The sequence below is a fragment of the Amycolatopsis sulphurea genome (assembly GCF_002564045.1).
GTDB lineage: Bacteria > Actinomycetota > Actinomycetes > Mycobacteriales > Pseudonocardiaceae > Amycolatopsis > Amycolatopsis sulphurea.
The window spans coordinates 3426000-3438874 of record NZ_PDJK01000002.1 but is presented as its reverse complement, the minus strand read 5'-3'; the positions used below and the strand labels follow the sequence as shown (position 1 = coordinate 3438874).

The 12875-nt window shown below is 69.8% G+C and carries 12 protein-coding genes, 1 tRNA gene and 1 pseudogene; 9 read left to right on the top strand and 5 right to left on the bottom strand.

Features of this window, described 5'->3' with window-relative positions:
• Positions 1 to 249 precede the first annotated feature (249 nt).
• Positions 250 to 1422, top strand: coding sequence for a PQQ-dependent sugar dehydrogenase (locus ATK36_RS21865; protein WP_098513221.1), 1173 nt, complete (start codon positions 250 to 252; stop codon positions 1420 to 1422).
• On the opposite strand, the pseudogene ATK36_RS33720 reads toward ATK36_RS21865, so the two are convergent.
• A pseudogene (locus ATK36_RS33720) lies at positions 1410 to 1697 on the bottom strand (SDR family oxidoreductase); the annotation flags it as partial. The gene ATK36_RS21865 and the pseudogene ATK36_RS33720 overlap by 13 nt on opposite strands.
• Before the next feature lie 349 nt (positions 1698 to 2046).
• Here ATK36_RS33720 and ATK36_RS21855 point away from each other — a divergent pair.
• A complete protein-coding gene (locus ATK36_RS21855) occupies positions 2047 to 2463 on the top strand; it encodes an NUDIX hydrolase (protein ID WP_098513219.1) in 417 nt (138 codons plus the stop codon).
• Positions 2464 to 2469: 6 nt separating this feature from the next.
• Here the strand turns inward: ATK36_RS21855 and ATK36_RS21850 are convergent, their stop codons facing one another.
• Positions 2470 to 3060: a TetR/AcrR family transcriptional regulator gene (locus tag ATK36_RS21850; RefSeq protein WP_141544589.1), complete on the bottom strand. Its 591-nt coding sequence runs from the start codon at positions 3058 to 3060 to the stop codon at positions 2470 to 2472.
• A 96-nt stretch (positions 3061 to 3156) separates the two neighbouring features.
• On the bottom strand, positions 3157 to 4116 hold the full coding sequence (locus ATK36_RS21845) for an acyl-CoA desaturase (protein ID WP_098513217.1): 960 nt from the start codon (positions 4114 to 4116) through the stop codon (positions 3157 to 3159).
• A gap of 210 nt (positions 4117 to 4326) precedes the next feature.
• Here ATK36_RS21845 and ATK36_RS21840 point away from each other — a divergent pair.
• From ATK36_RS21840 to ATK36_RS21825, 4 genes are all read left to right on the top strand, one after another.
• Positions 4327 to 4398: transfer RNA gene (locus ATK36_RS21840), tRNA-Gln, on the top strand.
• Between the two features lie 102 nt (positions 4399 to 4500).
• Positions 4501 to 6180 (top strand): GGDEF domain-containing protein, encoded by a 1680-nt coding sequence (locus ATK36_RS21835; protein WP_098513216.1) that lies wholly within the window; start codon positions 4501 to 4503, stop codon positions 6178 to 6180.
• A gap of 45 nt (positions 6181 to 6225) precedes the next feature.
• A complete protein-coding gene (gene glmU, locus ATK36_RS21830) occupies positions 6226 to 7716 on the top strand; it encodes a bifunctional UDP-N-acetylglucosamine diphosphorylase/glucosamine-1-phosphate N-acetyltransferase GlmU (protein WP_098513215.1) in 1491 nt (496 codons plus the stop codon).
• Positions 7713 to 8693 (top strand): ribose-phosphate diphosphokinase, encoded by a 981-nt coding sequence (locus ATK36_RS21825; protein ID WP_098513214.1) that lies wholly within the window; start codon positions 7713 to 7715, stop codon positions 8691 to 8693. The genes glmU and ATK36_RS21825 overlap by 4 nt, the downstream gene beginning before the upstream one ends.
• A 124-nt stretch (positions 8694 to 8817) precedes the next feature.
• Here ATK36_RS21825 and ATK36_RS21820 read toward each other — a convergent pair whose 3' ends face one another.
• Both ATK36_RS21820 and ATK36_RS21815 read right to left on the bottom strand, forming a co-directional pair.
• Complete coding sequence (locus tag ATK36_RS21820; RefSeq protein ID WP_098513213.1) at positions 8818 to 9462, bottom strand: NAD(P)-dependent oxidoreductase; 645 nt, start codon at positions 9460 to 9462, stop codon at positions 8818 to 8820.
• Positions 9463 to 9562: 100 nt separating this feature from the next.
• The gene (locus tag ATK36_RS21815) at positions 9563 to 10687 is read right to left on the bottom strand and encodes a hypothetical protein (protein WP_098513212.1); all 1125 of its coding nucleotides are present in this window, start codon (positions 10685 to 10687) and stop codon (positions 9563 to 9565) included.
• 318 nt (positions 10688 to 11005) lie between these two features.
• Here ATK36_RS21815 and ATK36_RS21810 point away from each other — a divergent pair, with 318 nt between their 5' ends.
• The 3 genes from ATK36_RS21810 (at position 11006) to ATK36_RS21800 (ending at position 12760) form a co-directional block, all read left to right on the top strand.
• Complete coding sequence (locus ATK36_RS21810; protein WP_098513211.1) at positions 11006 to 11608, top strand: 50S ribosomal protein L25/general stress protein Ctc; 603 nt, start codon at positions 11006 to 11008, stop codon at positions 11606 to 11608.
• 9 nt (positions 11609 to 11617) lie between these two features.
• Positions 11618 to 12211: an aminoacyl-tRNA hydrolase gene (gene pth / locus ATK36_RS21805; protein ID WP_098513210.1), complete on the top strand. Its 594-nt coding sequence runs from the start codon at positions 11618 to 11620 to the stop codon at positions 12209 to 12211.
• 183 nt (positions 12212 to 12394) lie between these two features.
• Positions 12395 to 12760 (top strand): DivIVA domain-containing protein, encoded by a 366-nt coding sequence (locus ATK36_RS21800; protein ID WP_098513209.1) that lies wholly within the window; start codon positions 12395 to 12397, stop codon positions 12758 to 12760.
• Positions 12761 to 12875 lie beyond the last annotated feature (115 nt).

Here is a 12875-nt window from a genome sequence, read left to right as displayed (position 1 = left end):
CGTCCATGCTGCGTGCACGTGCGCGAACGTCGTGAAACAGGCCTGCGGAGACAGCAGGCTCGCAGTAGTACTTTTGGCCTATACAAGCAAAAGTGGCCGAACGTTCGTGTCTGTGCCGCCTACGGCGCACTAACACCTCGACGTCGAGTGCGGCGCGGATACGCGCAGTGGTCGTTCGCCGATGAGTCCGTATTGATCCGACCCGGCCGTTGCGCGGTACTCGCCCGATTCGTGGGGCATGATGAGCACATGCGCCGCTGCCTGGCTGCCCTGCTCGCCTCCTCGATGGTGCTCACCGCCTGCTCGGGCGCGACCGGCTCACCAGCGCCGGACACGCCCAGCCGCGGGTTCCGAGTGGAGGAGATCGCGCACGGGCTGACGCACGGCTGGGACGTCGGCTTCCTCCCGGACGGCGCGCTGCTCGTGCCGCAGCGGCCGGGCAAACTCGCGCTGGTGCGCGAAGGCCGGGTCCTCGACGTGCGAGCGGACTTCTCGGACGTCCTCGTCGCGGGCGAAGGCGGCCTGCTCGGCCTGGTACCGGCCGCGGACTTCGCGACCTCGCGCGAGTTCACCACCTGCCAGACACACCAGGAAAACGGCCGGGCGGTGGACGTCCGGCTGGTCACCTGGCGGCTCGCCGCGGACGGCGCGAGTGCCGAGAAGGTGCGGGTCCTGCTGTCCGGCCTCCCGGTGAACCCGAGCGGACGGCATTCCGGCTGCCGCCCCACGCTCGGCCCGGACGGCGCCCTGCTCGTCGGCACCGGGGACGCCGCGAAAGCCTCCGTCGCCCAGGATCGGCACAGCCTCGGCGGCAAGGTGCTGCGCATCGACGCGAAGACCGGGGAACCGTTGCCCGGCAACCCTTTCCCGTCCTCGGCGGACCCGGCTGAGCGGCGCCTTCTCAGCTACGGCCACCGCAACGTGCAGGGCGTGGCGATCCGGCCGGGCACCGGGCAGATCGTCACGGCCGAGCACGGGCCGAGCTTCGACGACGAGGTCAACCTGGTGCGCCCGGGCGGAAACTACGGCTGGGACCCGTCGAAAGGCGGCACCGACGACCAGTACGACGAGACCGTGCCGATGACCGACACCGACCGGTTCCCGGACGCCGTTCGTCCACTGTGGACCTCCGGGTCGACCACCGAGGCGATCAGCGGGGACGCCTTCCTCACCGGGCCGCAATGGGGTACCGACGAGGGCGCGCTGGCCGTGGTCGCGCTGAAGGGGCAGAAACTCCTGCTGCTGCACCTGGATGCCGACGCGAAGGTCACCAGCGTCACGCTGCCGCCGGAGTTCGACGACCGGTTCGGCCGGTTGCGAGCCGTGCGCAGCGCCCCGGACGGCTCGCTGTACGTGACGACTTCGAACGGCGACAACGACAAAGTACTGCGGGTGACCCCGGCGCCGCCTCAGCCGGAGTAGGCACCGCCGTTCACGTGCACCACCTGACCGGTGATGTGCCCGGCCTCCGGCGCGGCCAGGAACCGCACCACCGCGGCGACGTCCTCGGGGCGCCCGGCCTGGCCGGTCATCGTGGCGCCGATCAGCTGTTCCCGGCGTTCGCCGGTGAGCTTGCCGTGGAAGAACCCGGTGTCCACGACCAGGCCGGGCGCAACGATGTTCGCGGTGATCCGGCGCGGGCCGAGGTAGCGGGCGAGATCGGTGTTCCACGCCTCCAGCGCGGCCTTGGCCCAACCGGCCAGGGTGTCGGCAAAGTCGGCGTGAGGGACCCTTCGCCGACCGCGGAGGTCTGTGAAGGGGCCCTTCACAGACTCTGAGTCCGTGAAGGGGCCCTTCACAGACTCTGAGTCCGTGAAGGGACCCTTCACAGACCCGAGACAGGCCCGGCGCACACCACGAGGTGGTCGCGCACCTCGAACACCTCCGCTTCGCCCGCTGCCGGGCGCAATCGATCGAGAGGGCAACCGCCATCGATGATGACGCGGCAGCCACGGCACTCTGCTGATCACGGGTCCTCGACCGACTTTGCCGGGACCCTGCGGTACCGGCGGAGGGGTCCGCGCGAACCGGGTTAGGCTCGCCGGCATGACCGCGATCGACAAAGTGGCCTGGCTGCACGTGGTCGACGGCCGGGTGCTCGCCGCGCGTTCGGCGGGCAAGGACACCTGGTACCTGCCCGGCGGCAAGCGCGAACCCGGGGAATCGGACGTGGCCACCCTGATACGGGAGATCGCCGAGGAGCTGTCGGTCACGCTCGACCCGGTGACGGCCCGGCCGGCCGGGGTGTGGGAAACCCAGGCACATGGCCGCGCGGACGGCGTGCTCGTGCGAATGACCTGCTACACCGCGGAATACACCGGCGAACTGACCGCGAGCAGCGAGATCGCTTCGTTCGGCTGGCTCACACTCGCCGACCGCGCGCAGGTCTCCCCCGCCGTCGCGCTGATCCTCGACGACCTGTTCGCGCGAGGCGAACTGGCCGCAGATCTCCCACCCAGGTGAGCAGGATCAGCCGAGCAGCCGCGGCTTGTTCTCCAGGTGCGACAATCCGTTCCAGGCCAGGTTCACCAGATGCGCGGCGACCTCGTCCCGCTTCGGTTTGCGCGCGTCCAGCCACCACTGCCCGGTGAGCGCGACCATGCCGACCAGCGCCTGCGCGTAGAGCGCGGAGAGCTTCTCCTCGTACCCGCGCGCGGCGAACTGCTGGGCCAGGATGTACTCCACCTGGCTGGCGATGTCGTTGAGCACCGTGGAGAACGTGCCGGTGGAACTGGCCACCGGGGAATCGCGGACCAGGATGCGGAAGCCGTCGTGGGAATCCTCGACGTAGCCGAGCAACGCGGTCGCGGCCTGCTCCAGCATCGCCCGCGGATGCCCGCCGTGCAGGGCCGAGACCATCCGGTCGAGCAGCAGCTGGGTCTCGCGGTCCACGACGACCGCGTAGATGCCTTCCTTGCCGCCGAAATGCTCGTACACCACCGGCTTCGACACGTTCGCGTGTGCCGCGATCTCTTCTATCGACGTGCCGTCGAAGCCCTTTTCCGCGAACAGCGCCCGCGCCACGTCCAGCAGCTGCTGCCTGCGCTCGCTGCCGGTCATCCGCACCCTGGTCACCGGAACGGCCGGTCGCGCCCCGGTGAGGGCCTCACGTTTGGCCCGTCGTCTCCCCGCCATTCCAGCAGGGTAGTTGCCGGGCTACTTCGCCTCGGCGGCGATGCGGGCCAGCCGCTGCGGGGTCGGCCAGCGCACGTCGTGCGCCCAGCCGAACTTCTCGAACAGCCAGATCAGCCGGGCGGACATGTCGATCTGCCCGCGCTTGACCCCGTGCCGGGCCGAGGTCGGGTCGGCGTGGTGCAGGTTGTGCCAGGACTCGCCGAAGGAGAAGATCGCCAGCGGCCAGAAGTTCGCCGAGCGGTCGCGCGCGGCGAACGGGCGCTCGCCGATCATGTGGCAGATCGAGTTGACCGACCAGGTCACGTGGTGCAGCACGCAGATGCGCACCAGCCCGGCCCAGAACAACGCGGTGACCGCACCCCACAGCGACCAAGACAGCAGCCCGCCGAGCAGGGCCGGCAGCGTCAGCGACAGCAGCGACCACAGCCAGAACAGGTCGTCCACCTTGCGGATCGCCGGGTCCTTGACCAGATCCGGGGCGAACCGGCTCTGGTTGCTCTGGTCCCGCTCGAACAGCCAGCCCATGTGCGCGTGCCAGAAGCCCTTCGCGATGGCCGCCGGCGAGGTGCCGTAGGCCCACGGGGAGTGCGGATCGCCGTCGCGGTCGGAGAACGCGTGGTGCCGCCGGTGATCGGCCACCCAGGTGATCACCGGGCCCTGCAGCGCGAGGCTGCCCGAGATCGCCATCACCACGCGCAGCCACGGCTTGGCCTTGAACGAACCGTGCGTGAAATGCCGGTGGTAGGCCACCGTGATACCGAGCCCACTGATGCCGTAGAAGGCCACGAACAGCGCGACGTCCAGCCAGCTCAGCCCCCAGCCCCAGGCGAACGGGACGGCGACGAGCAGCGCCACGATCGGCAGCAGCACGCCGAGGTAGACGGTGATCTGCAGACCCATCGAGCGATGCCCGTCGATGATCGGCTTGGCGCCGTTCGGCGGCTTTCCGGCGGGCTGGGAACGGTCGAGGGTGGCCGTCATACGTTCACTTCTTCCTGCAGTATGGTCCTGGAAAGGGTGCCCTTACCTACGGTGTCGTAAGTTACGGTACAGGAGGTTTCCCGCGCTGGGGAGGCCCGGAATGTCCGGCTCCGCGCCCGATCCGGACGGTTCCGGCGCGGCGCCGGGCGCGGGTTGGATCACCCTCCTGCCACCACGGTCACCGATCATCGCTATTCTGACCAGGTTCGATCCGCCGTAGTGTAATCGGCAGCACTTCAGATTTTGGTTCTGACAGTTCAGGTTCGAATCCTGGCGGCGGAGCTGTCCTGGCAAGGGTGCACGACGGGCGCGGGCGATGGGAGTGGGCGGCTGAGCGAGGAAGCGAGCGGCGCCACGAGCGCTCGGCGCCCGACCCTGGCCGAGATGTCCGATGCGTGGCTGGTCGGTCGCGCACGGGAACTGATCGCGGCCGTGCAGCGCCAGGCCCACGAAAGCCAGCTCGAAATCGTCGCGATCATGGACGAGCTGCTGGAGGAGACCCTGCGCCGCGGGGAACCCACGCTCGTCGCCCAGCTCCTGCGGGCCTCCGCGTTCTCCCGGCTGGTCACCCGCGGCCTCGCCGCGGAGGCCGAACCACGGCTCGACGAAATGCTCGCGCACACGCGGCGGCACGGGCTGTCGCTGCTGCGCGCGGACGCGCACGCGCTGCGCGGGCGGCGGCTGGTGCTCGCCGCGCAGGAGGACGCCGCGCTCACCGAGATCGCCCGGGCGCTGGCGATCCTGGACGACTCGACCATCCCGGACCGCCAGGTCAGTGTGCGCAACTGGAACCGGATGCAGTCCAACGCGCTGATCGACTGCTGGATCGTGCTCAACCAGCTCGGCGTGTACGAGGCGGCGGAGGAGGTGATCGGGCGCGCGCACCAGGCGATCCGGGAGAGCGCGAGCCCGCACGAGATCACCCTCCAGCTGATGAACCGGGTCAAGATGCTGCTCGGCTGGGGCCTGCGCCTGGAACGCGTCGAGCGCTACGACGAGGCGGCCGAGAAGTTCCGCACCGCCTCGTCGATGGCGGTCGCCGCGGAGGGGCCGTTCGCCGAATCGCTCTTCCCGCGCAAGGCCGGCGTCGCCGCGGTGGACCAGGTGGGCATGCTGGCCGCCGCGCTCGCGCTGCACCACCCGGCCGCCGAACACGTCGAGCGGCTGCAGCGGCTGTATGACGGACACCACTTTCCGCACGAGCAGGAGCTGGTCCTGGTCGCGCTCGGGCGCTGCCTGGACGAAGCCGGGCGGCGCACGGAAGCGCTGAGCTTGATGCGGGAGGCGCACCGGGAGATCTCCGAAACGCCTTCCCAGCCCTCGATGCGGCTCACCATCACGCGCGAGCTGGCCCGGCTCGATCCGGAAGCGGCGAACCAGTCCCTGATCGACTACGCCACCGCGCTGGAGATGGAGATGTGGTCGCTGCGCGAATCCCAGATCGCCACACTCAACGCGCGCCGCGAGCACGAACGGCTTTCGGCCGAACACGGGGCGATCACCCAGCAGGCGCTGCAGGATCCGCTCACCGGTCTGCCGAATCGCCGCGCGCTCGACGAGCGGTTGCGCGCGCTGTCCTCCTCGGCCGACGCCCAGCCGCTCGCCGTCGCGCTCGTGGACCTCGACGGCTTCAAGGGCGTCAACGACAAGCAGTCGCACGCGGAGGGCGACAACGTGCTGCGTGTCGTCGCGAGCACGCTCCGCGACACCCTGCGCGGAGACGACGTGGTCGCCCGCTACGGCGGCGACGAGTTCATCGCGCTGCTGCCTGGGACGCCGGCGTCCGCGGCGAAGATGGCGCTCGGCCGGGCAGCGAGCTCCGTCGCGTCGCTGCCGCACCACCTTTCGCACGGCGTCACCCTCTCCATCGGACTGGTCTCCCTGCGCCCGCAGGAGCGGGCCGAGCAGGTCCTCGCGCGCGCGGATGCGGCGATGTACCAGGCGAAACGGGGCGGCGGGAACCAGGTCGCGTCGGCCAACTCGATGGCCGGGGACGGGGTCGCCGGACACTCCGCGGAGAGCTTCGCGGCCGACCCCGCGTGGGCCGCCGAGGACCCCACGTAGGATTCTTGCCTGACGTCAGCCGTCCGGTGAATCGTTGGGAGCCTTGTGACCACCCCGCTGAGCACGTTGATCCTCGCCGCGGGTGAGGGCACCCGCATGCGCTCGTCCACCCCGAAGGTGCTGCACCCGATCGCCGGGCGGCCCTTGGTGGAGCACGCCGTCCGCGCCGCGGCCGGGCTGCAGCCTCAGCATCTGGTCGTGGTTATCGGCCACGGGCGGGACGCGGTCGGGGCCGAACTCTCCCGCGTCGGCACGGCGCTGGGCCGCGAGGTCACCACCGCCGTGCAGGAGGAGCAGAAGGGCACCGGGCACGCAGTGTCCTGCGCACTGCACGAGCTGCCCGAAGGGCTCACCGGCACGGTGCTGGTCAGCTACGGCGACGTGCCGCTGCTGGACACCGAGACGCTGGGCGCGCTGCTGGCCGAGCACAACGGCTCGGGCAACGCGGTGACTGTGCTCACTGCCGTCGTGGCCGACCCGACCGGTTACGGCCGCATCGTGCGAGACGGCGAAGGCGCGGTCACGGCCATTGTGGAGCACAAGGACTCGACGCCGGACCAGCTGGAGATCACCGAGATCAACTCCGGCGTGTACGCGTTCGACGCGGCGATGCTCACCGAAGGCCTGTCGCGGCTGTCCACGGACAACGCGCAGGGTGAGCTGTACCTCACCGACGTACTCGGCATCGCGCGCGAAGACGGCAAGGGCGTCGGCGCGCTCGTCGTCGACGACCCGTGGGTCACCGAAGGCGTCAACGACCGCGTACAGCTCTCAGTACTCGGCGCGGAGTACAACCGCCGCATCGTGCAGCGCTGGCAGCGCGCGGGCGTCACCGTCATCGACCCGAACACCACCTGGATCGAAGCGGGCGTCACGCTCTCCCGTGACGTACTGATCGAGCCGAATACTCAGCTCAAGGGCGCCACTTCGGTCGGCGAAGGCTCCGTGGTCGGCCCGGACACCACTCTGACCGACGTGAAGATCGGCGAAGGCGCTTCGGTGGTCCGCGTACACGGCTCCGGTGCGGAGCTGGGCGACGGCGTGAACGTCGGCCCGTTCACCTACCTGCGGCCGGGCACGAAGCTCGGCGCGAAGGGCAAGCTGGGCGCGTTCGTGGAGACGAAGAACGCGGACATCGGCACCGGCTCGAAGGTGCCGCACCTGACGTACGTCGGCGACGCGACCGTCGGCGAGCACAGCAACATCGGTTGCTCAAGCGTGTTCGTGAACTACGACGGGGTCAAGAAGTACCAGACCGTGGTCGGCTCGCACGTGCGCATCGGCGCGGACAACACGCTGGTCGCGCCAGTCCAGATCGGAGACGGCGCTTACAGTGGAGCCGGCGCGGTGATCCGCGACGACGTACCGCCGGGTTCCCTGGCGGTGTCGGCAGGCCCGCAGCGCACCATCGAAGGCTGGGCGGTCCGGCGCAGGCCGGGCACGCCCGCGGCGAAGGCGGCCGAGGCCGCACTCGCCGCGCAGGACACCGTTGTGTCCGAGTCAGCAGCAGGAACCGACCGGGAGTCACCAGCATGAGTCCGAAGTCAGGGACGCCGAAGAAGAATCTGATGCTCTTCTCCGGCCGTGCGCACCACGAGCTCGCGGAAGAGGTCGCCCAGCACCTGAACGTGACGATCACGCCGCAGACCGCGCACACCTTCGCCAACGGCGAGCTTTTCGTGCGGTTCGAGGAATCGGTCCGCGGGACCGACGCGTTCGTCATCCAGGCGCACACCACGCCCATCAACGAGTACGTGATGGAGCAGCTGATCATGGTGGACGCGCTCAAGCGCGCCAGCGCCAAGCGGATCACCGTGGTCATGCCGTTCTACCCGTACGCGCGCCAGGACAAGAAGCACAAGGGCCGCGAGCCGATCTCCGCGCGGCTGATCGCGGACCTGTTCAAGACCGCGGGCGCGGACCGGATCATGACCGTGGACCTGCACACCGCGCAGATCCAGGGCTTCTTCGACGGCCCGGTGGACCATCTGATGGCGCAGTCGGTGCTCGCCGACCACATCCGCGGGACCTACGGCAACGCCGACATCACGGTCGTCTCACCGGACTCCGGCCGGGTGCGGCTGGCCGAGAAGTGGGCGCAGCAGCTGGGTGACCGGCCGATCGCGTTCATCCACAAGACGCGCGATCCGGACAAGCCGAACCAGGCCGTGGCCAACCGGGTGGTCGGCAAGGTCGAGGGCAAGCTCTGTGTGCTGATCGACGACATGATCGACACCGGCGGCACGATCGTGAAGGCCACCGAGGCGTTGCTGGAGCAGGGCGCCGCGGACGTGGTGATCGCGTGCACGCACGGCATCCTGTCCGATCCGGCCACCGCGCGGCTCTCGGAGTGCAAGGCGCGCGAGGTCATCGTGACGAACTCGCTGCCGATCCCGCCGGAGAAGCGGTTCCCCGGGCTCACCGTGTTGTCCATCGCGCCGATGCTGGCCGAAGCGATCCAGCAGGTCTTCGAGGACGGCTCGGTCACCTCGCTGTTCGACGGCGCCGCCTGAGACCTATCTCTCGCTGTGAAGGGGCCTTTCACGGACTCTGAGTCCGTGAAGGGCCCCTTCACAGCTTTCAGCTGATCGCCCCGCAGCGGCCTTGGCAGTGCCGGCCGCTGCCAAGGCCGACTGCTCAATATGCGACGGAGAACCGGGCACGCGGGTGCTTCGGCTGCTCGATCTCGTCCAGGTAGGCGATCGCGAAATCCGCACCGCTGATCCGGGAGTGCCCGTCCGCGGCGGTCAGCAGGACATCGCCGCCCACGCGGAATGTGCCGGTGCGTTCGCCGGGGATCCAGGCGCCGAACTCGGCTGCCGGGCTCACGTAGAACCAGTCCACGCCCTCGGGCAGCGCGCGCAACGCCTCCAAGACCTCCGCGTGGCTGCCCGCCTCGCCCTTGTACTCGGCCGGGAAGTCCGGCGTGTCGATCAACCGCGGGCCGTTTTCGCTGACCCGCAACGAACCGGCGCCGCCGACGAACGACAAGCGCGCGTTCGCGGCACGGGCTGCCTCCACGAGAGAGGGCAACGCGTCCAGCAGCCCGTGTCCCTGTTCGTCCGCGGCACCGTGGGTCGCCACGACGAGCACGTCCGCGCCCCTGGTCACTTCGGCGACGAACGTGGCGTCGTGAATCGACCCCGAACGCGCGTCGACGCTTTCCGGCAGCCCCGCTGCCTTGCGTGCCACCCCGACCACGGAATGCCCGCGCCGCAACGCTTCCTCGGTGATCAGGCCACCGGCGTAACCTGTCGCGCCGAACACCACCAGCTTGCTCATTTCCGCCTCCAGTACCGAATATCCGCTTTCGGCGGCGATGGTAGAGACGGATCTTCGGCTACTTCAACGAAACTGACGCACCTGCGGGTGAGCGTGCAGGTCAGCCGCCGAGCGCGGCGAAGGTGGTGGCCAGCTTCGCCTTGAGCCCGTTCGGGTCGACCGGTACGCGGACTTCGCCGGCCGCGGCCGGCTTCGCCTGCACCTGGTAGCTCGCGGTGCGATTCGGCAGGACGAACTTGACCGAGCAGGACATGCTGACGGTCGAGCCGGCCGCGGCGTCGGTCTGCGTGGTGCAGGTCTCCACACCGAGCGTCTCCGCGCTGATCTCCACGGAAAGCGTGAGGTGCACCGTCGGCTTGCTGCCCGGCTTGCCGCCCACGACGTTGTTCGCCACGTCCACAGTGGTCTTGCAAGAACCCACGAAGTCCTGACAGTTCAGCTTGTCGCTCAGCACCGTGACACTCGCCTGGGCGAGCCCGTCGAACGGCTGCCCGAGCCCGTCGACCGCGGCGTCGAAATCGGTGTGGAACTGCTTCAGCTCGGCCCCGGCGAGCGGCCGCACCCGGAACGCGGTACCGAGCTTCGGCCCGCTGCGCGGATCCAGCAGCGCGGGTGAGAAGGAGACCACTCGGTGCGGTTGCGCGGTGCTCACCTGAAGCGCGCCGAGGCTGCCCAGCTCGTAGACCTCGGTGCCGTCGGCCAGCTTCTGCCGCTGCGGCGGACCGGCGCGGTACAGCGTGGGGAGCGCGTTGCGCAACGCATCGGCCAGCTTCGGCGGAGACAGCCGCGCCGCCGGGTCCATCGGCAGCTCCGTGCCCACTGTCTGTACCCAGCCGGTGCCGAACTGTGTGCTGTTCTCCTCAAGGCCGTGCGACTTCCAGTACTCCGCGGCCGCCGAGAGGTACAGCTGTCCGTTCGGCTCGACGAGATGCACCTGGTGCCCCTCGAACGGCAACGCGCCCAGGCCGTCGCCACCGCGAGTGACGCGGAAGCCGAGTTCGGCGGGCTTGCCCGAAGCATCCTTGACGGTCGTGTCGTAGTGCAGCGCCGGTGCCTGCGCCAGCTCCTGCAACGCGGCGTCCACGGCGGACTGCTGCTCCGCACGCTGCTGCGCGAGCTGCCGGTCGGCCGCGGACAGCCCGGCGGCACCCGTCACCGAAACCTGGCAGCCCGACAGCAGCCCGCCCAGCAGTACCGCCGCTGCCGCAGTCCATCGAGCACGCATCACGCCCCTCTTTCCGCGGGCATCATGCCACCCCGGACGCACTCCCGTCCGGATCGGAATCGTGTCGTCACCGACCCGTTGGCGACCGCTCGCCCACCCACCGCGTTTCGCCGGACCCGCGCTGGTCTACACTGGGCGAGTTGTCTCGGCGAGGCGGGCGCACTTTCGCAGTGCCCGGCGTGATCGACGCGGCGGCTCGAGAAGCCCCGTGGTCCGCTCACGCCCGCGAACTCGCCGCCGTGCACAACCGCCCCCGGGCAGAGATCGACGATCCCCGCCGCCTGCCGTACGTCTTTGTTGCTGAAGGAGTGCTAGACCGTGTCCGAGGTACGTCTTTCCGTCGAACCGCGCACCGAGTTCGGCAAGGGTGCCGCCCGCCGCACCCGTCGCGCCGGCAAAATCCCCGCGGTGCTCTACGGGCACGGCTCGGACCCGCGGCACTTCGCGCTGCCGGCCATCGAGTTCGCCCGCGTCGTGCGCGAGAACGGCAGCAACGCCGTGATCACCCTCGACCTCGAAGGGGCCAGCGAGCTGGCGCTGACCAAGACCATCGTGGTGCACCCGCTGAAGAACTACATCGAGCACGTAGACCTGCTGGTCGTCAAGCGCGGCGAGAAGGTCACCGTGGACGTGCCGGTCGTCGTCACCGGCTCCGCGACCCCGGGCACCCTGGTCGCGCAGGACCTGGACACGCTCCAGGTCGAGGTCGAGGCACTGCACATCCCGGACCAGTTCGAGGTCTCCGTGGACGGCCTGGACGCCGGCACCCAGATCACCGCCGCCCAGGTCACCCTGACCCCCGGCGCCGTGCTGGTCACCGACGGCGAAGCGCTGGTGGTCGCCGTCAACGAGGCCCCGCGCGGTTCCGCGGACGACGAGGCCGGCGAAGCCGAAGAGGCCGCGGCCGCAGCCGCCGAATAACCTCACCGCGTGAGTCAAGACCTGCCCGGGGCCGGCGAGCTGATTCTGCTCGCCGGCCTCGGTAATCCCGGGCCGCAGTACGCGGGCAACCGGCACAACGTCGGGTTCATGGTGCTCGACGAGCTGGCCGGCCGGATCGGCGGGAAGTTCAAGGCGCACCGCAGCGGCGCCGAGGTCTGCGAGGGCAGGCTGGCCGGCAGCCGCGTGGTGCTGGTGAAGCCGCGCTCGTTCATGAATCTCTCCGGTGGCCCGGTGGCCGGCGCGGCCCGGTTCTTCAAGGTGGCGCCGTCCGGGATCGTCGTGGTGCACGACGAGCTGGACGTGGAGTTCGGCGCGCTGAAGCTGAAGCTCGGCGGCGGCGACAACGGGCACAACGGACTGCGGTCGATCACGAAATCGCTCGGCACCCGGGAGTACTACCGGGTGCGGTTCGGCATCGGCCGCCCACCCGGCCGCCAGGATCCGGCCGATTTCGTGCTCAAGGACTTCTCCGCCGTCCAGCGCAAGGAGCTCCCGTTCGAGGTGAGCCGGTGCGCGGACGCCACCGAAGCGCTGGTCACGCAGGGGCTCGCGGCGGCCCAGAACGAGTTCCACGCGGGTTGAGCATGTACTGCTCCCTCTGAGTGATGGGCCGTTGCGTTCCGTGATTTTGTTCTCACTCGATGGACGGTTTTCCGCTCCCTGATCGAGTCGTCCGCTGCCCTGCAGGCTTCCGGGTGCCCGGCTGAGGGGTTAGGACGGATCAAGGAGTTCGTCCCATCCCGACCCGGAATCGGAGAATGATCCATGACGTTCACCGCCGAGGACCTCGCCGAGGTCGCCTTCGGTAACGCCCCGATCGGCCGCCGCGGCTACGCCAAGCACGAGGTCGACGACTTCGTCCGCCGTATCGCGAAAACGATCGCCGACCAGGACGATCTCACCGCCGCGGAGGTGCACCACGTGCTGTTCGGCAAGCCGCTGATCGGCAAGCGCGGCTACGACGAACGCGAGGTCGACGAGTTCCTCGACGCGGTGGAGGAGCAGCTGGCCACCCGGTCCGGCAAGCACGCGCCGCTCGTCCCCGGCGCCCGGGCGGAAGCCGAGGCCACCGCGGAACGCGCTGCCCGGTCGGCCTCGGACACCCCGGCGGAGCAGGTGCCCGGCCACTGAACCACCGGGCGGCCCCCGGTCACCGCGGCGGCACCGGCATCTCGACGCGCCGGTGCCAGCCGTCGCGGGGCGGCTTGGGCCGGGTCCGGCTTCGGTCGGCCGTCAGTTTCCGCGG

What these genes read in the sequence shown, in the direction of transcription:
- ATK36_RS21855 (WP_098513219.1), top strand. Translation starts at nt 2,047, where the DNA reads ATGACCGCGATCGACAAAGTGGCCTGGCTGCACGTGGTCGACGGCCGG.
- ATK36_RS21845 (WP_098513217.1), bottom strand. Translation starts at nt 4,116, where the DNA reads ATGACGGCCACCCTCGACCGTTCCCAGCCCGCCGGAAAGCCGCCGAAC.
- ATK36_RS21800 (WP_098513209.1), top strand. Translation starts at nt 12,395, where the DNA reads ATGACGTTCACCGCCGAGGACCTCGCCGAGGTCGCCTTCGGTAACGCC.
- ATK36_RS21850 (WP_141544589.1), bottom strand. Translation starts at nt 3,060, where the DNA reads ATGACCGGCAGCGAGCGCAGGCAGCAGCTGCTGGACGTGGCGCGGGCG.
- ATK36_RS21835 (WP_098513216.1), top strand. Translation starts at nt 4,501, where the DNA reads ATGTCCGATGCGTGGCTGGTCGGTCGCGCACGGGAACTGATCGCGGCC.
- ATK36_RS21825 (WP_098513214.1), top strand. Translation starts at nt 7,713, where the DNA reads ATGAGTCCGAAGTCAGGGACGCCGAAGAAGAATCTGATGCTCTTCTCC.
- ATK36_RS21820 (WP_098513213.1), bottom strand. Translation starts at nt 9,462, where the DNA reads ATGAGCAAGCTGGTGGTGTTCGGCGCGACAGGTTACGCCGGTGGCCTG.
- ATK36_RS21815 (WP_098513212.1), bottom strand. Translation starts at nt 10,687, where the DNA reads ATGCGTGCTCGATGGACTGCGGCAGCGGCGGTACTGCTGGGCGGGCTG.
- ATK36_RS21865 (WP_098513221.1), top strand. Translation starts at nt 250, where the DNA reads ATGCGCCGCTGCCTGGCTGCCCTGCTCGCCTCCTCGATGGTGCTCACC.